The sequence below is a fragment of the Cellulomonas sp. P5_E12 genome (assembly GCF_054049315.1).
In genome coordinates, this window is record NZ_JBFUMP010000006.1 from 285,704 (window position 1) to 307,074 (window position 21,371).

At 72.6% G+C, this 21,371-nt stretch carries 17 protein-coding genes, 1 tRNA gene and 1 pseudogene; 17 read left to right on the forward strand and 2 right to left on the reverse strand.

Going from position 1 to position 21,371, the window contains the following annotated elements; all coding sequences use genetic code 11:
- Positions 1-33 precede the first annotated feature (33 nt).
- Complete coding sequence (tkt, locus tag ACXJKA_RS07705; protein ID WP_456824601.1) at positions 34-2,208, reverse strand: transketolase; 2,175 nt, start codon at positions 2,206-2,208, stop codon at positions 34-36.
- A 298-nt stretch (positions 2,209-2,506) separates the two neighbouring features.
- Here tkt and ACXJKA_RS07710 point away from each other — a divergent pair, with 298 nt between their 5' ends.
- From ACXJKA_RS07710 to ACXJKA_RS07765, 12 genes are all read left to right on the forward strand, one after another.
- Positions 2,507-3,499, forward strand: a complete 993-nt coding sequence (locus ACXJKA_RS07710) for a heme o synthase (RefSeq protein ID WP_456824602.1) — start codon at positions 2,507-2,509, stop codon at positions 3,497-3,499.
- Positions 3,499-4,440 carry a site-specific tyrosine recombinase XerD gene (locus ACXJKA_RS07715; RefSeq protein ID WP_456824603.1) on the forward strand — a complete coding sequence of 314 codons (942 nt, stop codon included), beginning with the start codon at positions 3,499-3,501 and terminating at the stop codon, positions 4,438-4,440. The genes ACXJKA_RS07710 and ACXJKA_RS07715 overlap by 1 nt, the downstream gene beginning before the upstream one ends.
- 115 nt (positions 4,441-4,555) lie before the next feature.
- Positions 4,556-5,371, forward strand: a complete 816-nt coding sequence (locus tag ACXJKA_RS07720; protein WP_456824622.1) for a ParA family protein — start codon at positions 4,556-4,558, stop codon at positions 5,369-5,371.
- Complete coding sequence (locus ACXJKA_RS07725; protein WP_456824623.1) at positions 5,355-6,263, forward strand: segregation and condensation protein A; 909 nt, start codon at positions 5,355-5,357, stop codon at positions 6,261-6,263. The genes ACXJKA_RS07720 and ACXJKA_RS07725 overlap by 17 nt, the downstream gene beginning before the upstream one ends.
- Positions 6,260-6,928 carry an SMC-Scp complex subunit ScpB gene (gene scpB / locus ACXJKA_RS07730; RefSeq protein WP_456824604.1) on the forward strand — a complete coding sequence of 223 codons (669 nt, stop codon included), beginning with the start codon at positions 6,260-6,262 and terminating at the stop codon, positions 6,926-6,928. The genes ACXJKA_RS07725 and scpB overlap by 4 nt, the downstream gene beginning before the upstream one ends.
- Positions 6,925-8,433: a pseudouridine synthase gene (locus ACXJKA_RS07735; RefSeq protein ID WP_456824605.1), complete on the forward strand. Its 1,509-nt coding sequence runs from the start codon at positions 6,925-6,927 to the stop codon at positions 8,431-8,433. Before scpB ends, ACXJKA_RS07735 begins: the two co-directional genes overlap by 4 nt.
- Positions 8,430-9,539 (forward strand): prephenate dehydrogenase, encoded by a 1,110-nt coding sequence (locus ACXJKA_RS07740; protein WP_456824606.1) that lies wholly within the window; start codon positions 8,430-8,432, stop codon positions 9,537-9,539. Before ACXJKA_RS07735 ends, ACXJKA_RS07740 begins: the two co-directional genes overlap by 4 nt.
- A complete protein-coding gene (gene cmk / locus ACXJKA_RS07745) occupies positions 9,521-10,228 on the forward strand; it encodes a (d)CMP kinase (RefSeq protein ID WP_456824607.1) in 708 nt (235 codons plus the stop codon). The genes ACXJKA_RS07740 and cmk overlap by 19 nt, the downstream gene beginning before the upstream one ends.
- On the forward strand, positions 10,225-10,914 hold the full coding sequence (locus ACXJKA_RS07750; RefSeq protein WP_456824608.1) for a lysophospholipid acyltransferase family protein: 690 nt from the start codon (positions 10,225-10,227) through the stop codon (positions 10,912-10,914). Before cmk ends, ACXJKA_RS07750 begins: the two co-directional genes overlap by 4 nt.
- Positions 10,911-11,720 carry a class I SAM-dependent methyltransferase gene (locus ACXJKA_RS07755; protein WP_456824609.1) on the forward strand — a complete coding sequence of 270 codons (810 nt, stop codon included), beginning with the start codon at positions 10,911-10,913 and terminating at the stop codon, positions 11,718-11,720. The genes ACXJKA_RS07750 and ACXJKA_RS07755 overlap by 4 nt, the downstream gene beginning before the upstream one ends.
- A 56-nt stretch (positions 11,721-11,776) precedes the next feature.
- Positions 11,777-13,252: a ribosome biogenesis GTPase Der gene (gene der / locus ACXJKA_RS07760; RefSeq protein ID WP_456824610.1), complete on the forward strand. Its 1,476-nt coding sequence runs from the start codon at positions 11,777-11,779 to the stop codon at positions 13,250-13,252.
- Between the two features lie 54 nt (positions 13,253-13,306).
- Positions 13,307-13,380, forward strand: a tRNA-Pro gene (locus tag ACXJKA_RS07765).
- A 188-nt stretch (positions 13,381-13,568) separates the two neighbouring features.
- Here ACXJKA_RS07765 and ACXJKA_RS07770 read toward each other — a convergent pair.
- Positions 13,569-14,456 carry an alpha/beta fold hydrolase gene (locus tag ACXJKA_RS07770; RefSeq protein ID WP_456824611.1) on the reverse strand — a complete coding sequence of 296 codons (888 nt, stop codon included), beginning with the start codon at positions 14,454-14,456 and terminating at the stop codon, positions 13,569-13,571.
- Between the two features lie 628 nt (positions 14,457-15,084).
- Here ACXJKA_RS07770 and ACXJKA_RS07775 point away from each other — a divergent pair.
- The 5 genes and pseudogenes from ACXJKA_RS07775 to ACXJKA_RS07795 form a co-directional block, all read left to right on the forward strand.
- Positions 15,085-16,110: a GlxA family transcriptional regulator gene (locus ACXJKA_RS07775; RefSeq protein ID WP_456824612.1), complete on the forward strand. Its 1,026-nt coding sequence runs from the start codon at positions 15,085-15,087 to the stop codon at positions 16,108-16,110.
- A gap of 491 nt (positions 16,111-16,601) precedes the next feature.
- The gene (locus ACXJKA_RS07780) at positions 16,602-17,246 is read left to right on the forward strand and encodes a hypothetical protein (protein ID WP_456824613.1); all 645 of its coding nucleotides are present in this window, start codon (positions 16,602-16,604) and stop codon (positions 17,244-17,246) included.
- A gap of 351 nt (positions 17,247-17,597) precedes the next feature.
- A complete protein-coding gene (locus ACXJKA_RS07785) occupies positions 17,598-19,757 on the forward strand; it encodes a glycosyltransferase (RefSeq protein WP_456824614.1) in 2,160 nt (719 codons plus the stop codon).
- Positions 19,754-21,061: a glycosyltransferase gene (locus ACXJKA_RS07790; protein ID WP_456824615.1), complete on the forward strand. Its 1,308-nt coding sequence runs from the start codon at positions 19,754-19,756 to the stop codon at positions 21,059-21,061. Before ACXJKA_RS07785 ends, ACXJKA_RS07790 begins: the two co-directional genes overlap by 4 nt.
- Positions 21,062-21,129: 68 nt before the next feature.
- A pseudogene (locus ACXJKA_RS07795) lies at positions 21,130-21,371 on the forward strand (SpoIIE family protein phosphatase); the annotation flags it as partial.

Here is a 21,371-nt window from a genome sequence, read left to right on the forward strand (position 1 = left end):
CCGGCCGTGCCGGGGCGGCGTGACCGTTCAGACTCAGACCTGCTGGTCGCCGGTCAGACCAGCGTTGTTCGGGAGGCCCGCGGTGGTCGCCGGTCCGGCACCCCCGCGCGCTGCCGCGATCGACTCGTGCGCCGCGGCGACGACCGCCTCGGGCGTGAAACCGAACTCGCGGAAGAGCGTCTTGTCGTCCGCGGACGCGCCGTAGTGCTCGATCGACACCGAGCGGCCGGCATCGCCGACGAGCTTGTGCCAGGACAGCGCGATGCCGGCTTCGACCGAGACGCGGGCCTTCACCGACGAGGGCAGCACCGACTGCCGGTAGTCCTCGTCCTGCTCGGCGAACCACTCGAGCGACGGCGCGGACACCACGCGGGTGGCCACACCGGCGGCCTCGAGCGTCTCCCGCGCGGCGACGGCGAGCTGCACCTCGGACCCCGTGCCGATGAGGATGACGTCCGGCGTCCCGCTGCTCGCCTCGAGCAGGACGTAGGCGCCACGGGCCACGCCCTCGGTCGTCGCGAAGCCGTCCTCGCCGCGCGGGAACGTCGGCACGTTCTGGCGCGTGAGGACGAGTGCGACCGGCCCGCTCGTGTGCTCGATGGTCGCGGCCCACGCCGCCGCCGTCTCGTTGGCGTCGGCCGGGCGGACCACGGTGAGACCGGGGATCGCGCGGACGGCGGCCAGGTGCTCGATCGGCTGGTGCGTCGGTCCGTCCTCGCCGAGGCCGATGGAGTCGTGCGTCCACACGTAGACCGCGGGCACCCCCATGAGCGAGGCGAGCCGGACCGAGCCGCGCATGTAGTCGCTGAACGTGAAGAACGTCCCGCCGTACGGCCGGGTCAGGCCGTGCAGCCGGATGCCCGACAGGATCGCGCCCATCGCGTGCTCGCGGATGCCGAAGTGCAGCGTGCGACCGAACTCGTCGCCCGCGAACTCGTGCGTGGAGCGCTTGGCGGGGATGAAGGACGGCTCGCCCTTCATCGTGGTGTTGTTGGAGCCGGCGAGGTCGGCCGAGCCGCCCCACAGCTCAGGCAGGACCGGCGCGAGCGCGCTGAGCACCTCGCCGGACGCCGCGCGGGTGGCGACGGCCTTGCCCGCGGGGAACACGGGGAGCGCCTCGGTCCAGCCGTCCGGCAGGTCACCGGCGACGAGCCGGTCGAGCAGCGCCGCGTTGTCGGCGTTGGCGGCGCGCCAGGCGTCGAACGCGGCCTGCCACTCGGCCTTCACCGGTGCGGTGCGCTCCGACAGTCCGCGGGTGTGCGCGATGACCTCGGGGTCGACCTCGAACGTCTTCTCGGGGTCGAAGCCCAGCAGCTCCTTGAGGCCCTTGATCGCGTCGCCGCCGAGCTTGGACCCGTGTGACGAGTGGTCGTTGGTCTTCGTCGGCGTCGGCCACGCGATGAGGGTGCGCAGGCCGATGAACGACGGGCGGTCGGTGACGGCCTTGGCGGCCTCGATCGCGGCGTGCAGGGCGTCGACGTCCTCGCGGTACCCGTCCGGCCCGCCGGTCCAGTCGACGAACTGGACGTGCCAGCCGTACGCCTCGTAGCGCGCGACGACGTCCTCGGTGAAGGCGATCTCGGTGTCGCCCTCGATCGAGATGTGGTTGTCGTCCCACAGCACGATGAGGTTGCCCAGCTCCTGGGTGCCGGCGATCGAGGACGCCTCGGAGGTCACACCCTCCTGCAGGTCGCCGTCGGACGCGATGACGTAGACGAAGTGGTCGAACGGGCTGGTGCCCGGGGCGGCCTCGGGGTCCAGGAGCCCGCGCTCACGACGCGACGCCATCGCGAAGCCGACCGCCGACGCGAGCCCCTGGCCCAGCGGGCCGGTGGTGATCTCGACGCCGGTCGTGTGCTTGTACTCCGGGTGCCCGGGGGTCTTGGAGCCCCAGGTGCGCAGCCCCTCCAGGTCCTCGAGCTCGAGGCCGAAGCCGGCGAGGTAAAGCTGGATGTACTGCGTCAGGCTGGAGTGGCCCGCCGAGAGGACGAACCGGTCCCGGCCGAGCCAGTGCGGGTCCGCCGGGTCGTGCCTGAGCACGTTCTGGTAGAGCAGGTAGGCGGCCGGGGCCAGGCTGATCGCCGTCCCGGGGTGGCCGTTGCCGACCTTCTCGACCGCGTCGGCGGCCAGGACACGCACGGTGTCCACCGCCCGCAGGTCGAGGTCGGTCCAACCGACCGTCGTGGCCAGGGGAGCCTTCGCGTTCACCGCACCTCATTTCCACCCGCGCCGCCGGCCGGGTGTCGTGTCGGACGAGATCGAGCACCCACAGCGGGATGCCGGGCAGGTGGGACGTCACGCCGTCTCGGCGGTCGTCGGACCGTGCGTTCCGACCTTATAGCGCACCTGGGCACCACCGCCGGGCGTGACCACGGGAGCGCCGAGCGACTGAACTCACACCGTCCCTGCGGCGATCCGAGGCCCGTGTCGCGCCCTGGCGCAGGTGCAGGCCGTAGCATGGCTGCGCGACCTTCCCCCTCTCGGAACACGAACGGAAACGCAGCGCGTGCGCCTCAGCAGCCCCCTGTCAGTCGAAGACGCCGGAGCGTCCTCCGCGTCGACCCCGACAGCCGCTGCTGCCACCGCCCCGCCCGCCCCCGGCGGCCCGCTGTCCCGCGTCCGCAGCAAGGTCGGTCCGTACATCGCGCTGACCAAGCCGCGCGTCATCGAGCTGCTGCTCGTCACCACGCTGCCGACGATGATCCTGGCCGAGGGTGGTTTCCCGAGCCTCGGGCTGGTCGTCGCGACGCTCGTCGGCGGGGCGGCCGCGGCCGGCTCGGCCAACGTCCTGAACTGCTACCTCGACCGTGACATCGACAAGATCATGAACCGCACCAAGCGGCGGCCGATCGTCACGGGCGAGATCTCCCCGCGGGCGGCACTGATCTTCGGGCTCGCGCTGGGCGTCGCGTCGTTGGCCTGGCTCGCCGTCATGGTGAACCCGGCGTCCGCGTGGCTGACCGCGATCGCGATCCTCATCTACGTCGTCGGCTACACCATGATCCTCAAGCGCCGCACGCCGCAGAACATCGTGTGGGGCGGCGCGGCCGGCTGCATGCCGGTCCTCATCGGCTGGTCGGCCGTCACGGGCGGGGTGTCGTGGACCGCGGCTCTCCTGTTCGGCGTGATCTTCTTCTGGACGCCGCCGCACTACTGGCCGCTGTCGATGAAGTTCCGGCGCGACTACGCCGCCGCAGGCGTCCCGATGCTGCCGGTGGTCGCCAAGGACACCAAGGTCGCGCGGGAGATGATCGCGTACACGGTCGCCATGATCGCGTGCTCGCTCCTGCTGGTCCCCGTGCAGGGCATGACCTGGGTCTACGGGGTCGTCGCCCTGGCCCTCGGGCTCTGGTTCCTCTGGTCGTGCATCGGTCTGCTGCGGCGGGCGGAGCACCCGGAGGCGGGCAAGCTCAAGGCGATGAGCGTCTTCCACGCGTCGATCACGTACCTCACGCTGCTGTCCGTCGCGATCGCGGTGGACGTGTTCCTGCCCTTCTGATGAGCGCGACGCCGATCGACGAGGCGCTGGAGGTCTACCTCGCGCACCTGACCGTCGAGCGCGGACTGTCCGTCAACACGCTGCTGGCCTACCGCCGTGACCTCGCGCGGTACACGGCCTTCCTGCACGGGCTCGGGCGCACGACGCCCGGCGACGTCGACGAGCAGGACGTCGAGGGATTCCTGCTCGCGGTGCGCACGGGTTCCGACGGACGCAGCGCGCTGTCGGCGTCGTCGGCGGCGCGGATCGTCGTCGCGGTCCGGGGCTGGCACAGGTTCCTGCTGCTCGACGGGCTGACGAGCCTCGACCCGGCCAGCACGGTCAAGCCCCCCGCCCAGCCGAAGCGGCTGCCGAAGGCGATCTCCGTCGACGACGTCGAGCGGCTGCTGGACGCGGCCGGCCTGGGCGAGGGCAGCGTCCCGCTGCGCGACCGGGCGCTGCTCGAGCTCGTGTACGGCACCGGGGCGCGCATCTCGGAGGCGGTCGGGCTGGACGTGGACGACCTGGACCGCACCCCGGGCCGGGCCGCCGTCCGGCTGTTCGGCAAGGGCAGCAAGGAGCGCGTCGTGCCGCTCGGGTCCTTCGCCCTGGAGGCCGTGGAGGCCTACCTGGTGCGCGGGCGACCGGCGCTGGCCGTCGGGAGCAAGGGCGGGTCGCCCGGCATCTTCCTGAACACGCGCGGGGCCCGGCTCAGCCGGCAGAGCGCGTGGGCGGTGCTCCGGGTCGCCGCGGAGCGGGCCGGGCTCGTGGGCGCCGAGCACATCTCGCCGCACACGCTGCGGCACTCGTTCGCCACCCACCTGCTGGCCGGCGGCGCGGACGTGCGGGTGGTGCAGGAGCTGCTGGGGCACGCGTCGGTGACGACGACGCAGATCTACACGATGGTCACCCCGGACACGCTGCGCGAGGTCTACGCCGCCGCGCACCCGCGGGCGCGATGAGCGTCACGCCGAGCTCGGTCTGTCGCGCGGTCATCGGGCCGCGTGCTCCGGTAGGTTGTCCCGCGTGGTGAGCCAGCAGACGACCGACCCGCAGCTCGACGCCGTCGGGCGGCCGATGCCCGTCTTCCCCGAGCCCCCGCCGCTCGCCGCCCACGGCCCCGCCCGCGTCATCGCGCTGTGCAACCAGAAGGGCGGCGTCGGCAAGACGACGACGACCATCAACCTGGCCGCCGCGCTCGCCGAGTACGGCCGCAAGGTGCTCATCGTCGACTTCGACCCGCAGGGTGCCGCGTCGGTGGGCCTGGGCATCAGCCCGCACGAGCTGGACCGCACGGTCTACAACCTGCTCATGGAGCGCGACGCGGACATCCGCTCGCTCATCCAGCAGACGGCGACCCCGGGCCTCGACCTGCTGCCGGCGAACATCGACCTCTCCGCGGCCGAGGTCCAGCTGGTGGGGGAGGTTGCCCGGGAGTCGGTGCTCTCGCGGACGCTGCGCCCGATCCTGGACGACTACGACGTCGTGATGATCGACTGCCAGCCGTCCCTGGGGCTGCTCACGGTCAACGCTCTCACCGCCGCGCACGGCGTCCTCATCCCGCTGGAGTGCGAGTTCTTCGCGCTGCGGGGCGTCGCGCTGCTGGTGGAGACCATCGAGAAGGTGCGGGACCGGCTCAACCCGCGCCTCGAGGTCGACGGCATCCTGGCGACGATGTACGACCCCCGCACGCTGCACGCGCGCGAGGTCGTCGCTCGCGTGAACGAGGCGTTCGGCGACACGCTGCTGCACACGGTCATCAGCCGCACGGTGAAGTTCCCCGACGCGACGGTGGCGGCCGAGCCCATCACCACCTACGCCCCGACGCACGCCGGTGCGGCGGCCTACCGCCAGCTGGCCCGTGAGCTCGTCGCCCGTGGCGACGCCGCCTGACCAGCGCGCGGTCCCTGAGCAGCCCGTCGCGACGGCTCCTTCGGCCGCCCCTGTGGGGACGCAGGGCTTCGAGGTCCACCTCACCAACTTCAGCGGCCCGTTCGACCTCCTTCTCGGGCTGATCGCCAAGCACAAGCTCGACATCACCGAGGTCGCGCTGGCGCAGGTCACCGACGAGTTCATCGCGCACATCCGCGCCGCGGAGAAGGAGTGGGACCTCGGCCAGGCGAGCGAGTTCCTGGTCATCGCCGCCACGCTGCTCGACATGAAGGCCGCCCGGCTGCTGCCGTCGGCCGACGTCGAGGACGCGGAGGACCTCGAGCTGCTGGAGGCTCGCGACCTGCTGTTCGCCCGGCTGCTGCAGTACCGCGCCTACAAGCTGGTCGCGGCGGACCTGGCCGAGCGGTTCGCCACCGAAGGCCGCCGGTTCCCGCGGCTCGTGACGCTCGAGCCCCACCTGGCGGCGCTGCTGCCCGAGCTGGTCTGGCAGATCGGGCCCGAGCAGCTGGCGATGCTGGCCGCCAAGGCGTCCATGCCCCGGGCCGCGCCTCCCGGTGTCGACATCAGCCACCTGCACGCCCCGGCGGTGAGCGTCAGGGAGCAGGCCGCGGTGCTGGTCGACCGCCTGCGCCACGTGGGCTCGATGTCGTTCCGCGCGCTCACCGCGGATGCCGACGCGACCATCGTCGTCGTGGCCCGATTCCTCGCGCTGCTCGAGCTGTTCCGGGAGGGTGCTGTCGCGTTCGACCAGGTCACACCCCTCGGCGAGCTCACCGTGCGGTGGACGGGCGCCGAGGACGGCGCGGTCGAGGTGAGCGACGACTTCGACACGCTGGACACCACGCTCGATGCCGAGCTCGCCCGTGACGGGGCACCCGAGGAGGACGCATGACCGAGCAGACCGTTCCCGACGAGTCGCCCGTCGAGGAGGCTGTCGCGGTCGAGTCCGCCGCGGCCGACGAGCTCGCGTTCGACGTCGACGACCTGCCCGGCGGCGCGCTGGCCGCGCTCGAGGCGGTGCTCATGGTCGCCGACGAGCCGATCCCGGCCGTCCGGCTGGCGACGGTCCTCGCGCTACCCACGGCTCGCGTCGAGGCGCTCCTCGACGAGCTCGCCGCCGAGTACCGCGGCGACCTCGGCGGTCGGCCGCGCGGCTTCGAGGTGCGGCGCGCGGGGGAGGGCTGGCGGATCTACTCGGCGCCGGTCTACGCCGACGTCGTCGGACGCTTCGTGCTCGAGGGCCAGACGGCTCGGCTGACCCAGGCCGCGCTCGAGACGCTCGCCGTGATCGCGTACCGGCAGCCGGTGACCCGCGGTCAGGTCTCGGCGGTCCGCGGCGTCAACGTCGACGGCGTCGTGCGCACCCTCACCACGCGCGGTCTGGTCGCCGAGGTGGGGACCGATCCCTCCAGCGGTGCGGTCCTGTACCAGACCACGGGATACTTCTTGGAGCGGATGGGGCTGTCCAGCCTGGACGAGATGCCTCCGCTCGCGCCCTACCTGCCTGACATCGACTCCTTCGAGGGTGTCGACCAGGCGATCGGAGACATCAGATGAGCCCGCAGGAACGACGAACAGGCGGCACCGGATCGTCCGGCGGACAGTCGGGTTCGCGCGGCGGATCGGGTGCGCCCCGATCCGGTGCGCCCCGCGGCAGCAGCGGGTCCGGCGCRAGCCGCGGCGGGAGCGCGGGCGGCTACCGCGGCGGCAGCACCGGCGGGTCCGGTAGYGGCGGCGGGTACCGCGGCGCCGGCGGCGGCGAGGGCTACCGCGGCAGCAYGGGCGGCGGCGACGGGTACCGCAGCAGCGGCGGCAGCTCCGCCGGTTCGCGCGACTCGCGCGGCGGCAGCACGGGTGGCTACYGCGGTGGTTCGACCGGCGGCGGCTCCCGCGACAGCGGCGGGTACCGCGGTGGCGACTCGCGTGACAGCGGTGGGTACCGCGGTGGTGACTCGCGCGACAGCGGCGGGTACCGCGGCGGTGACTCGCGTGACAGCGGCGGGTACCGGGGCGCCCCGAGCGGCGGCGGGTCCCGCGACAGCGGCGGGTACCGAGGCGGATCCGGCGGTGGCGACTCTCGTGACAGCGGCGGGTACCGGGGCGGGTCGAGCAGCGCCGGTGCGCCGCGCGGCGGCAGCTCCGCGGGCTCGCGCGGGTCGACCGGCGGCGCCTCGCGCGGCGGTCCGAGCGGTTCGTCGCGCAGCGGTGCCTCGCGCCCGAAGACCGGTGGTGGCTATCCCCGCAGCGGCGGCACCGGCCGGCCGCGCAGCGACGGTGCGTCGAGCCGGCCGTCGAAGCCGAGCCGCACGCCCGAGGTGACCATCGACGTCCACGACCCCGACGGCACGCGCCTGCAGAAGGTGCTCGCGGCGGCGGGACTCGGCTCCCGCCGCGCGTGCGAGGACCTCATCTCCGCCGGCCGCGTCACCGTCGACGGGAACAAGGTCACCGAGCTCGGTGTGCGCGTCGACCCGCTGACTGCGGTGATCCACGTCGACGGCATGCGCGTGCAGCTGGACTCGTCGATCATCACGATCGCGCTCAACAAGCCCAAGGGCGTCGTCTCCACCATGCACGACCCCGAGGGTCGGCCGTCGATCGGGCAGTTCGTGGCCGACCGCGAGGAGCGGCTGTTCCACGTCGGCCGGCTCGACGCCGAGACCGAGGGCCTGATCCTGCTGACCAACGACGGCGACCTGGCCAACCGGCTCTCGCACCCGTCGCACGGCGTCACCAAGGTCTACCTGGTGCAGCTCGACGGCCGCGTGACGCCGTCGCTGGGCACGCGGCTGATCAAGGGCGTCGAGCTCGAGGACGGCCTGGCCAAGATCGACAAGTTCCAGATCGTGCAGACGACGCCGCAGGCCAGCCTCGTGGAGATCGAGCTGCACGAGGGCCGCAACCGCATCGTGCGACGGATCTTCGACGAGGTCGGCTTCCCGGTCACGCAGCTGGTCCGCACGCAGATCGGCCCGATCCGCCTGGGTGACCTCAAGCCGGGTCGCACGCGCGTGCTGTCGAAGACCGAGGTGGGCTCCCTGATGACACGGGTGGGCATGTGACGCTGTCGACGAGAGGGCCGGTGCGCATCGTCGGCACCGGCCTGCTGGGCACGTCGGTGGGCCTCGCACTCACCACCCACGGTGTCGACGTCGTCCTGCACGACCCCTCCCGGACCGCTCTCGCGCTCGCGCGCGACGTCGGTGCGGGTCGGCCGGCGCGTCCCGACGATGCCCCGCCGGGCCTCGTCGTCGTCGCCGCCCCGCCGGACGTCACCGCGGACGTGGTGCGCGCCGAGCTCGAGGCCTACCCCGACGCGGTCGTCACGGACGTCGCCAGCGTGAAGGGCTACGTGCTCGCCGAGCTCAAGGCCGCGGGCGCCGACCTGTCGAGGTACGTCGGTTCGCACCCGATGGCCGGTCGCGAGCGGTCGGGTCCGTCGGCCGCCGTGCCCGACCTGTTCCTCGGTCGCCCCTGGGTCATCACCGACTCGGGCGCGTCGAGCCCCGCCGCAGTCCTCGCCGTGCGGTCGCTCGCCGTCGACCTCGGCGCGGTGCCCGTGACCATGGACGCCGACGCGCACGACGCCGCGGTCGCCGCCGTCTCCCACGTGCCGCAGGTCGCCGCGAGCCTCGTCGCCGCGCGCCTGCGGGGCGCCGACGAGGCCGCCCTGGGCCTGGCGGGTCAGGGCCTGCGGGACGTCACGCGGCTGGCGGCGTCGGATCCCGCGCTCTGGACCTCGATCCTGGCCGCGAACGCCGCGGCGGTGCGCGCCGTCCTGGTGGACCTGCGCACCGACCTGGACGGCGTGATCACCGCGCTCGGGCAGGCGGCCGCTGCGGACGGTCCGGAGACCGTCGAGCTCGGCGCCTTGGCCACCCTGGCGCAGGCGATCGCCGACGGGAACGCCGGCGTCGCGCGCATCCCCGGCAAGCACGGTGGCGCCCAGCGCACGTACGCCGTGGTCACGGTGCTCGTCCCCGATGCCCCGGGCGAGCTGGCGCGGCTGCTCACCGAGGTGGGTGAGGTGGGCGTCAACCTCGAGGACCTGCTCCTCGAGCACGCCGCCGGCCGCCCGGTCGGCATGGCACAGATCTCGGTGCTGCCCGGCAGCGTTGAGCACCTCGAGGCGGAGCTGACAGCCCGCGGATGGAGACTGGTGAGTTGAGCACGGCCCTCGTCATCGCGATCGACGGCCCCTCGGGGTCCGGCAAGTCGAGCGTCTCGCGCGGCGTGGCCGGCGCCCTCGGTCTCGCGTACCTGGACACCGGGGCGATGTACCGCGCGGCGACCTGGTGGTGCGTGCAGCAGGGCGTCCCACTGACGGACATCGACGCCGTCGCGGCGCAGGTCAGGACGCTCCCGCTCGTCATGGGGACGGACCCGGCGAACCCGACCGTGCACGTCGGCGGCATCGACGTCGGCGAGGCGATTCGCGAGACGTCGATCTCGGCCGCGGTCAGCGCGGTGGCGACGAACCTCGGGGTGCGCGCCGAGCTCGGCCGGTTGCAGCGCGGAGCCATCGACCGGGCGCGCTCGGGCGCCGGGATCGTCGCCGAGGGACGGGACATCACGACCGTGGTCGCGCCCGACGCCGACGTGCGCGTGCTCCTGACCGCGAGCGAGGAGGCGCGCCTGGCCCGGCGTGCGCTGGAGCTGCACGGTTCCGACGACGCCGACGCTGTCGACGCCACGCGCGACCAGGTGCTGCGGCGCGACGCCGACGACTCGACGGTCGTGCAGTTCCAGGTTGCCGCCGACGGCGTCGTCACCGTGGACTCGTCCCACCTCGACTTCGACCAGACCGTGCAGGCCGTGCTCGACGTCGTCGAGTCGGTCGTGGGCTCCCGCGCGTGAGCACGACCGCCGGTCCGTCCGCGTCCGGTCCGCGCTGGTCGCGCTGGATCGGGCGGTTCCTGGCGCGGGTGGTCTGGAACACCGGCGTCGTCGGTGCCGAGCACGTGCCGACGCACGGACCCGTCCTGTTCGCCGCGAACCACACCGGCATCATCGACGGCCCGGTCCTGCTCGGGGTCGCGCCCCGGCCCTCGAACATGCTGGTCAAGATCGAGATGTTCTGGGGGCCGGTCGGCTGGGTGCTCCGCGCCGCCGGCCAGATCCCCGTCGAGCACGACGGGGGCCGGTCGGCCCTGAACAGCGCGCTGGTCGTCCTCAAGCGCGGCGGCGCCGTCGGGGTGTTCCCCGAGGGGAACCGCGGCAAGGGCGACGCGGCAAGCGCCCGCGCCGGGATCGCATGGCTGGCGCTCAACGGCCACGCGCCGGTCGTCCCGGTCGCCGTGCTGGGCACGCGCCGGACGGGGGAGTCGGTCGGTCACGTCCCCGGACTTCGTCGTCGGCTCGCGATCGAGTTCGGCGAGCCCCTCGTCCTGGAGCGGGCGGCGGGAACGTCAGGCCGCGTGGCGCTCGAGCAGGCCAACGAGGCGATCCGGGTCGCCCTCGCGCAGCTGGTCGACGGCGCCGTCGCACGCACGGGTCTGGTGCTGCCGACGGACGACCCGAACCGCGAGCGCTCACCGCGATGACCGAGTGGGCGTGGGACCCGTCGCTGTTCGCGGGTACCGCCGCGCACTACGTGGTCGGCCGCCTGCCGTACCCGCCGGAGCTCGCGGACGCCCTGCGCGGCGCGCTCGGCCTGGACGGCACCGGCCGGCTGCTCGACGTCGGGTGCGGCCCGGGTTCGCTCACCCTGCTGCTGGCGCCGCTGTTCTCGTCGGCGGTTGGTGTCGACCCCGACGCCGACATGCTCGTCGAGGCGCAGCGCTCGGCGGGATCGGCCCCGGTCGAGTGGCGCGAGCTGCGCGCGGAGGAGCTGCCGGCCGACCTCGGCCGGTTCCGGACCGTCGTGTTCGCGCAGTCCTTCCACTGGATGGACCAACCGCTGGTGGCCGACCGCGTGCGCGGGATGCTGGACGAGGGCGGCGCGTGGGTGCACGTGTCGGCGACGACGCACCGCGGCGTCGAGGGCGACGACGAGCTCCCGTACCCGCGACCGCCGTGGGACCGCATCGACGACCTCGTCGCGGCGTACTTGGGGCCCGTGCGGCGGGCGGGCCGCGGCACCCTCCCGACCGGCACGCGCGGCGGCGAGGAGGACGTCATGCGGGCCGCCGGCTATCGCGGGCCGGAGCGGCTCGTCGTGCCCCGCGGGCAGGCGGTCGAGCGGGCCGCCGACGACGTCGTCGATGCGGTCCTCTCGCTCTCCAGCTCGGCCCCGCACCTGTTCGGCGACCGGCTCGGCGCCTTCGAGAGCGACCTGCGAGGCCTCCTCGGCCCGGGCCCGTTCAGCGAGCGGGAGCGCGACGTGGCCGCGGCCATCTGGCGGCCGTGACGGGACTCTCGCCCTGCTCGTCGCCCTGCGGTCGGTACACCTGGGACAATGAGGGCATGACTGAGCCCGATCCCGCCCTGGTGCTGCCCGACGAGACCGGCGACGCCGACCGCGAGCGGGCGCTGCGCGCGGGTCTCACCGACTACGAGCTGGAGGACGAGGACCTCGCGCTGCTGCACGCCGGCGACGTCGGCGAGCTCGGCGAGGAGCCGGTCGTCGTCTTCCCCGTGCTCGCGGTGGTAGGTCGCCCGAACGTCGGCAAGTCGACCCTGGTGAACCGCATCCTCGGCCGCCGCGAGGCCGTCGTCGAGGACAAGCCCGGCGTGACGCGTGACCGCGTGAGCTACCCCGCCGACTGGTCGGGCAAGCGGTTCACGCTGGTAGACACCGGCGGCTGGGAGGTCGACGTCGCCGGCATCGAGGCGCGCGTGGCCCAGCAGGCCGAGGTCGCCATCTCGCTTGCCGACGCCGTGATCTTCGTCGTCGACGCCACCGTCGGCGTCACCGAGACCGACACCCAGGTGGTCCGCCTGCTGCGCAAGGCGGGCAAGCCCGTGGTGCTCTGCGCCAACAAGGTCGACGGACCGGCGGGCGAGGCCGACGCCGCCAACCTCTGGTCGCTCGGGTTGGGGGAGCCGTTCCCGGTCTCGGCCCTGCACGGCCGCGGCACGGGCGACCTGCTCGACGCCGCGATCGACGCGCTGCCCGAGGTCTCCGCGCACGGCACCCCGATCCCCGACGGCCCCCGCCGCGTGGCGCTGGTCGGACGTCCGAACGTCGGCAAGTCGTCGCTGCTCAACAAGGTGCTCGGCGCCGAGCGCGTCGTGGTCGACTCCGTCGCCGGGACCACGCGTGACCCGGTGGACGAGCTCGTGGCCCTCAAGGGCAAGCCGTGGGTGTTCGTCGACACCGCGGGCATCCGGCGCCGCGTGCACCAGACGTCCGGCGCCGACTTCTACGCCTCGCTGCGCACGCAGGCCGCGATCGAGAAGGCCGAGGTGGCCGTCGTCCTGGTCGACGCCTCCGTGAAGCTCACCGAGCAGGACACCCGGGTGATCACCCAGGTCATCGAGGCCGGTCGCGCGCTGGTCATCGCGTACAACAAGTGGGACCTCATGGACGAGGACCGCCGCCCGTTCCTCGAGCGCGAGATCGAGCAGGACCTGGTGCAGGTGCAGTGGGCGCCCCGCGTGAACATCTCCGCGAAGACCGGCTGGCACACCGACCGCATGGTCCCGGCCCTCGAGCGCGCGCTGGACTCGTGGGACACCCGCATCTCGACCGGGCGCCTCAACGCGTTCCTCGGCGAGCTCGTCGCGGCCCACCCGCACCCGCTGCGCGGCGGCAAGCAGCCGCGCATCCTCTTCGCGACGCAGGCGTCCACCAGACCGCCGCGGTTCGTCATCTTCGCGACCGGCTTCCTCGACCCCGGCTACCGCCGGTACATCGAGCGCCGCCTGCGCGAGACCTTCGGCTTCGAGGGCACGCCCATCTCGATCTCCGTGCGCGTGCGCGAGAAGCGGAAGCGGTGACCGGAAGGGCCCCGACTCTGGGGTAGAGTTTCCGAGGCTCCTGCGGGGGCCGTTCGGGCTGTGGCGCAGCTTGGTAGCGCACTTGACTGGGGGTCAAGGGGTCGCAGGTTCAAATCCTGTCAGCCCGACAGTGAAAGCGCAGGTCAGGGGCTTCTAGGGTCATCCTAGCAAGCCCCTGACCTTCTCTTTTTGGCCCGGCGGGAAACATCTCGGGAAACATCTCGCGACGTACGCGGGCGGACAGGACCGTCCTCGGACGGCCGACCGAGGACGTTCCCGCGTCGAGTGTCCTGCTGCCGCTGGAGCGACCTCGGGGCTAGTCGATCAGCGGCACCGCGGTCTGGATCGAGCCGACGACGTCGAGGACCGCTCGGGTGGTCGCGGCTGCACCGTCCTCGTCCGCGATCATCCCGAGGTGGTCGACGCCCTGAATGACGCGGTGGACGCTAGCGGTGGACAGAGTGGCTAGAGCATCCTGCGCGGCGGACTCGTCGGCGTCATGCCCGATGCCAGCGGTCAGGACGACCAATGGCTTGCCGGCGAAGTCGCGCAGCCATCCCGCCTCCCGGGTGGAGGAGCCGCCCTGGCCGTACTCCTCGATCGTGCTGCGCACGGCACTTGGGGTCGGCTGGTCGATCAGGCGGGTGACGCCGAGACGGGCCGAGGCCGAGACCAACGTGGCGACACGGTCCGTTGAGTCGGAACCCCCGTCGTCGGTCGCGGTCGCGGTCGCGTCCGCTTCCAATGCCGGGGCCGTGGAGTCCACCAGCACCATGCCGGCGACCTCGTCGGGGTAGCGCGCGGCGAAGGTCAGGACGTAGAGGCCACCGAAGGAGTGGCCGGCCAGCACATACGGTCCGGGGACGTGAGCACGCTCCAGCAGGGTGTGCAGGTCGGTCGCGATCTGCGTCGCGTCCTGGCGGGTCTCAGCGGGTTCGCTCCACCCGCGCCCCGCCCGGTCGTAGACGCAGACTCGGGTCTCGCGCGCGACGGTGGGTGTGATCAGGCCAAGCTGCGCGGAGACCATGCCGGCACCTGGCTCGAGGACAACTGTGGGGCTGCCCGAGCCGGTGCAGTTCAGGTGCAGGCTGTGTCCGCCGACATCGAATAGCTGACCAGGCATGGCGTTGGCGCTCGCATCTAGGGCCACGCGCACGGTCTGGTACCCGCCGCCGAGCGAGGCGAGCGCCAGGGCGGCGAGCACGGGGAAGACCAGCCATAGTCGGCTCGGGCTGTGCAGGTGTCGACGGGCGCAGACGAGCATCCAGATGGCCAACGCCAGCATGACGGGAGGCCACACCCAGCTGAGGATCTCGAGGGCCGAGGAGCCGAAAGACACGAGGAGGAGGCCGCTCAGCCCCATCACCAAGGCAGGTGCACCCGCCCACCTCTGCGGCTGGTCGGTGAACCGTGCGGAGAGGACGGACAACATCGCCCAGCCCAGAGCCAGCCCGCACAGGACCGCGCCGGTGAGCCCAGCCTCGGTCGGTGGGATGAACGGGACAGCCACGAGGAGTGCAGCCGCGAGGAGGCCGCTGGCGAACGAGCCAGCCACGATCCAACCGATGTGCCCCCTGGACGCGCGAGCGCTGACGGGCTCTTGGCTCGTACGCATCGTGGACGGCGCAGCGTCGGGAGCGGGAGGAGTGGCGATGGTGGTCATGAGTGCCTTCTTCCGACGTGTGATTCGGTGGTGGGTGGGTCAGGGAAAGGGCCGGAACGATCAGTGGCCTTCCCTCCAGCGTGGGGCGGGAGCTGCCCGGCCACCAGGACACGTTGTTGACGATTTCGGCCACCGCGTCCGCGGCGTACGGTCGCCAGATGGAGTCCCGATGACCCGGTCGACAAGCCCGGACTCGCGCGAGCTGACGCTCGCCCCGGTCGTCGAACGAGGCGTCGTGATCGTGACCTTCGACGGAGCCCAGATACTGGACGTCACAGGTCCGCTCGAAGTGTTCTCGACCGCGTCCCGGTTCCTGCCCGACGCCCGGTACCTGACGCAGGTCGTGACCACCCGAGGCGGCCCGGTCCGTCCGAGCTGCGGGTTGGAGTTCGCGTCCAACCCGGCCGGCGACGTGGTCGGTCCGATCGACACCCTCGTCGTCGCCGGCGGCGCCGACATGGGCACCGTCGTCACCGACACCGAGCTGCTCGGTGAGGTCCGACGGCTCGCCACCGACGCCCGTCGAGTCGCCTCGGTCTGCTCCGGCGCCTTCGTGCTGGCCGCGGCGGGCCTGCTCGCGGGTCGCCGTGCCACGACGCATTGGGCGGAGTGCGGACTCCTCAGCGACACCTATGCGGACGTCACCGTGGATGGCGACGCCATCTACGTGCACGATGGCAACGTATGGACCTCCGCGGGCGTCACCGCCGGCATCGACCTGGCGCTGGCTCTGGTGGCCGACGACCACGGCCACCAAGCCGCCGCCACAGTTGCGCGCCAGCTGGTCGTCTACCTGCAACGCTCCGGTGGGCAGGCGCAGTTCTCCGCCCTGCTGGCCGGTCAGACCGCCGACACGGAGCCGATTCGTGACCTCCTGGCATGGATACGCGACCACCTGGCCGACGACCTCTCGGTCCCCGCGCTTGCCCGTCACGTGAACCTCTCCGAACGGCAGTTCACCCGTGTCTTCAAGACAGAGGTGGGTGCCACCGCGGCCTCTCACGTCGAAGCCGTCAGGCTTGAGTCCGCATGTCGGCTCCTCGAGACCACCAACCGGACTATCGAACAGATCGCCAAGGCGTGCGGTTTCGGAACACCCGAGTCCATGAACCGGAGCTTCCAGCGAAGGCTCAGCACAACCCCAGGCGCACATCGCCACCATTTCCGGGAGACATACGCGGATCGCGGACGTTGACCTGGCGCTCTCGTTGACCGCAACACACTCCGAGGTGTCGACTCTGCTCAACCGATGAGGCCTGCCCGCGTCCGCGAGATGCCGTTCGGTATGCCAACCGAGGCCGGGTCCGCACTCCGCGAGCGCATCACCGCACTCGCTTCCCACTGAGCACCGACTCAGAACTCCCAAGGTTTCCGCGGGCCGATTCGCACGGGAGGGTGCTCTCGTGGCGGGAGGGTTACGCGTGTGGGGTGTGACCAGGTAGAACGTGGGGAATGAGCGCTGTTCTTGATGAGCCCGGCGGGTCTGTGATCGCGGACCTGAGCCCGGGTGTGTGGGTGGTCTTGGGCAGCGCACCGTCGGGTGACGCGACGAGTGCGCCCGTGGACGCCGCGGGGGCCGTTGTCGTCCCAGTCGTGGTCGGTGCTGGTGTTGCGCCGGGGGCACCGCGGACTTTGTCGCGGTCCGCGGTGTGGCTCGAAGGACGCCACGACGGTGCGGTGCGGGTCGTGGCTGCGCAGCGGCACGGGACGGTGCTGCTTGACCGGCACGGGTGGGGGCAGGAGGCAAGTCTGCCGTTTGGTGGGGAGCACGTGCTGCGGTCGGGGGTGTTCACGGTTGAGCTCGTCAATGGGGGGTCGTTGGCGAAATTCGCGGTGACGACCGGGTTGGGTGATGTGCGACCGCCGGGGGACGGGCAGATAGATGGAACGGCGCCGCGGTGGTCGCGGCGGGACGTGTTCAATCCTGCGGTTCCGGCCCGGACGGTCGCGGCGCTTTGCGTGCTGGCGTGCGGGCGGCCGGGTCCGGTGCAGTCGATCGGGACGGCAGAGGTGGTGGGGCACATGGTTGACGACCTGCTCGGGTTGAAGAAGTCGGACGGGTTCCTCACGCGGCGTCTGGACCAGGCGCTCGCGGATCTGGGGGCGGTGGTGCCCCCCGGGCAGGAGAAGGTCCCGACGATCGCGGAGCAGATGCTGCGGGGCGGGGTGCTCGAGGACACTGTGTATGTCGAGCTGGGGCAGCTCCTGGAGCAACGCCGCCGTGAGGGTGCCCGCGCGGTGGCGGAGCGTGCACGTGCTGAGCATGGGCGCACGGCCCGTGTGCGTCCGGCGCCGCCTCAGTTGCCACCGTTTGGGGGTGGGCAGCGATGAGGGGCTGGGCAGTGGAGCAGATGTGTTGGTCGCGGTCGTGGGGCCGGACACCGGTGGTCGGCTGACGTCCATCCCGCTGGACCTGGGTGTCAACGCGGCAGCCGCATGGGCGCCGCCGCCCGGCGGTGACGAACCGGCGAGCTCGCCCGCGGCGCCTCCCGCCGTAACGCCGCACACGGATGCGGTGAACTACCGCAGGCTCCGGGTGCCAGCCCACACTCGAGTCCCGGGCCGCTCACCCGGGTGGAGCGCCGCTTCCTGATCTCGACGGGCCGGTCGCCGCCCGCCGACTTAGCATCGGCAGCACCGCGACCAACGTGTCGCTCTCGTCACGAGGAGGGGTGGACCACCGTGGGCATCCAGACCTCTCTCGACGCGCTGCGCGCGGCCGGCCGAATCGTCGACGCCATGCGGCTCGCCGACGAGCTCGCGTTCGAGAGCAGCAGGGACCCCGGAGTCCGCACGATCCGCGTGCTGACCGCGGCCCTGGACGACACGGATCAGCTGTCAGCGATCGCGGCGGTGCACGCGCTCGGCACGATTGCCGACGACGAAGCGTCCCGGGTACTGGTCCGGCTGCTCTCGGACGAACGGCTCTTCGTCCGGGAGCACGCCGCGTGGGTGCTCGGCTCGGTGCTGCCGCGCCCCGATGCGATCGCGCGGCTGATCGGCATGACGGCAGCCGGGGGGTTCGGAGGCATGCTCGCGCAGCGGACCCTCGAGCAGTGGTCTGCGGGCGCGGCCGAGCACGTCGCGGTCGGTCTCGAGACCGCTCTGCTCGGCGCGGCCGAGCCCGCCGCCCGGGCCCGAGTCGTCGAGACGCTCGGGCTGGTCCGGCACGCCATCGCGGTGCGGCCCCTGCTCGCCATCGCGGCCAGCTCGAGCGAGGAGCGGGGAGTGCGGTCGGCCGCCGTTGCCGCGCTCGGGCAGCGCCCCGGCGATCATGCCGTCATGGGCCTGCTCGATGACCTGGCGTCGGGAGACGACCACCTCGCGGAGGTCGCCCGGCTGTCGCTCGTCGACATCGACGCCGGGGCGCCGCGGCGACAGGAGCTCGGGCGCGACGGACTCACCGTCGCTCAGCTGTTCCTGCACGCCGACATCGATGCGCGGCTCAGCGCCGCCGGCGCCGGCGACAACGGTGGGATCGCCACCCTGCTGGTACGGCTCGGCGACGCGCTCGTGGCGCCGGGCCCCGGCGGGCCGGCCGCGACGCGCGTGCTCACCATGTCCCGCGGGACGGCGGCGCAGGCTACGGCCGACCTGGGCACCTTCGCAGAGGTCGGGCACCTCTATGGACGAGTACCGCTGCCGCGGGACCCGTCGGCCACCGCGACGGCCTGGTCCCTGCGCGTGCCGGCCCGTCGAGGTATCCGCCGCATCTTGCGCGCCGCGGGTGGTGTCGACCTGGTCCACCTGCGCATGGCCGACGTCGGCAGCCTGGCCGCGGCCGATGTCGCGCGTGAGCTCGACGTCCCCGTGGTGTTCACCGTCGCGCCGGACCCGCACGGCGTCATCCAGTCACTGGACCTCGCGGGCCGGCTGACCAGGCAGAACTTCGGGGCGGTCGACGAGGTGGAGCACTTCTGGTTCCGAGCCCGCCTCGTGCAGCGGCTCGCGGCCAACGCGTCGCACACGGTGCTGTTCCCGCGGCCGGCACTGGAGCGCGACATGCGCGAGCTCGTCGGCATCGACATCACTGCGCACCCCGAGCGGCACACCATCGTGCCCGAGGGAGTCGACCTCGTGGTCGTCGACCGTGCGGTGGCCGAGGCGCAGGCTCACGCAGCCGGTGCGGCACCGTCCGAGGCGGTGGCCGAGCTGCGCGCCCTGGTCGAGGCCTTGCCGATCGAGCGCCGGACGCTGCCGCTGATCGTGAGCGTCGGGCGGCTGCACCGCGTCAAGGGCATGGCCACACTCGTGCAGGCCTGGGCCGCCGGTGACCTGCGCCACAGGGCGAACTTGCTCGTCATCGGTGGTGACCTCGACGACCCGTCTGCCGACGAGCGTGAGCAGCTGGAGCTGATCGACGCCATCGTGCCGGCCGCTGCGCGAACCACGGCCGGGCTGCTGCTCCCCGGGCACCGACCGAACGACGTGGTGGCCCGCTGGGTCGCGGCCGCGCGCACCGGGCTACCCGGTCTGAGCGCACCGCGCGGCATCTACGTGTGCGCGAGCCTGAAGGAGGAGTTCGGGATCGCGCTGCTCGAGGCCATGGCGTCAGGTCTGCTCGTGGTGGCTCCCGACGGCGGCGGCCCGGCCACCTACGTCGACGACGGCGACACCGGCGTCCTGACCGCCACCTGGCACCCCGGACGCCTGGCCACGGCGATCGGCGCCGCGCTCGCGGCGTCTGTCGAGGAGACCGACGCCCGACGGGCCGACCGGTCGCACGGGATCGTCGAGAAGAGCTTCACCATCCAGCGCATGGCCCAGATGCTCGGGGACGTCTACGCCGGTGTTGCCTCCGACGAGCGGGCCGCCCGGTCCTCGCTGGTCGTCCCGGGATGACCCTGCTCGTCATCAGCCCCGACTACGCCTCCCACCTGCTGCCTCTGGCCGCCCTCGGCGTTGCCTGGCAGGACGCGGGGGAGCGGGTCGTCGTGGCGTCCGGCCCGGCCACCGCACAGATCGTCGAGTCGTTCGGCTACGAGCGCGCCCCTCTGCAGCTCGGGCGCGGATCCAACCCCGGGGTGATCAGGGCCGACAAGCAGCCCGACGCGGAGGCCGACTCGCTCCGTGGCTTCTTCGACGCCACCCGTCGCGGGATGGTGCCGACGCTCACCTATCAGGCGACCGAGCGGCTGGTCGACCTCATGTGGCAGCCGGTCGAGAAGGCCCGCGCCACCCTCCAGCTGATCGAGGCCGTGCGCCCCGACGCCATCCTCGTCGACCACCTCGCCTACAGCGCTCGCCTGGCGCTGTGGGCCGCGGACGTCCCGCACGCCGACGTCGTACTCGGTCACCCGACGGCCCTGCCCGTCGGCGACGAGGTCTACGGCTGTCCACCCGTGTGGCCGCGCGCCTTCCGCCCTGACCCCGTCGAGATGGCTGGGCTCGAGRTGCTGTGTCGTCGGGTCGCCGCGGGCTTCACGGCCGAGTGGAACAGGGCCGCCGCGCAGCTCGCCCTCGGCCTGCCGAGTGTGGACGACGCCTTCGCCCTGCACGGGCCCCTGGTCCTCTACAACTACCCAGGCGAGCTTGCGCTGCCGGAGCGCGAACCCGCGCTGCCGCCGCACCGATACCTGGGCGCTTCGCTGCGCGCGGAGCCGGCCGATCGCGAGGTCGACACCTGGCTGAGCACCGGGGAACCGTTCGTGTACGTCAGCTTCGGCAGCTTCCTGTCTGTGCGCGGGGACGTGCTGGCCCGTGTGGTGGCGGCCCTGCGGGCGGCCGGGGTGCGGGCCGCGGTCGCGAGGGGGGCCACCCCGGTGGCGGAGCTGGGGGAGGTGCCGCCCGGCTGGCTGGTCCGGGAGTTCCTCCCGCAGGTGCGCCTGCTCCGGGAGGCGTCCGCGGCGGTCACGCACGGCGGCAACAACTCGGTCACCGAGTCGGTCGCCACCGCCACCCCGATKCTCGTCCTGCCGTTCTCCACCGACCAGTTCGCCGGCGCCGCGGCAGTCGAGCGCGCCGGCGTGGGCGAAGCCCTGGACCCGAACGTAGCCTCCGTCGACGAGCTCCGTGCGGCGCTCGTGCGGCTGCTGGAGCTCTCCGGCCCAGGTGCGCAGACGCTGCGGTCCGCGGCTCTCGCGCTCGATCAGGACCCGGGACCGGCCAGGGCGTGGCGCGCATCCGGTGCCTCGGCGATCAGCTGACCCATCGCCACGCGGTCGCCGGAGGCTGCGCGGTACCGCGCCATGAGTCGGGCGTTGGCCTCGTACTGATGCGCGACACCCTGAACGCGTACGCGGCCCTGCGCATCGACGCGCTCTTGCCGGACGCGTACCTGTTCCGCACGATGCGCACGGGCGAGCCGATCGTCATCCACAATGCGACCGAGTCGATCAGCAGGGAGCTGTCCGGCCGCGCCCGCGAACTGCTGCGCGACCTCGCGCCGAGCACCGCGTACGCCATCCCGATGCGCGCGCGTGATCGCACGGTTGGTGCCATCACGGTTTTCCTCGA

Excerpts from the sequence above, each read along its gene's own strand:
- ACXJKA_RS07720 (WP_456824622.1), top strand. The coding sequence starts at position 4,556 with ATGCCCGTCTTCCCCGAGCCCCCGCCGCTCGCCGCCCACGGCCCCGCC.
- ACXJKA_RS07775 (WP_456824612.1), top strand. The coding sequence starts at position 15,085 with ATGACCCGGTCGACAAGCCCGGACTCGCGCGAGCTGACGCTCGCCCCG.
- cmk (WP_456824607.1), top strand. The coding sequence starts at position 9,521 with ATGGAGACTGGTGAGTTGAGCACGGCCCTCGTCATCGCGATCGACGGC.
- scpB (WP_456824604.1), top strand. The coding sequence starts at position 6,260 with ATGACCGAGCAGACCGTTCCCGACGAGTCGCCCGTCGAGGAGGCTGTC.
- der (WP_456824610.1), top strand. The coding sequence starts at position 11,777 with ATGACTGAGCCCGATCCCGCCCTGGTGCTGCCCGACGAGACCGGCGAC.
- ACXJKA_RS07755 (WP_456824609.1), top strand. The coding sequence starts at position 10,911 with ATGACCGAGTGGGCGTGGGACCCGTCGCTGTTCGCGGGTACCGCCGCG.
- ACXJKA_RS07715 (WP_456824603.1), top strand. The coding sequence starts at position 3,499 with ATGAGCGCGACGCCGATCGACGAGGCGCTGGAGGTCTACCTCGCGCAC.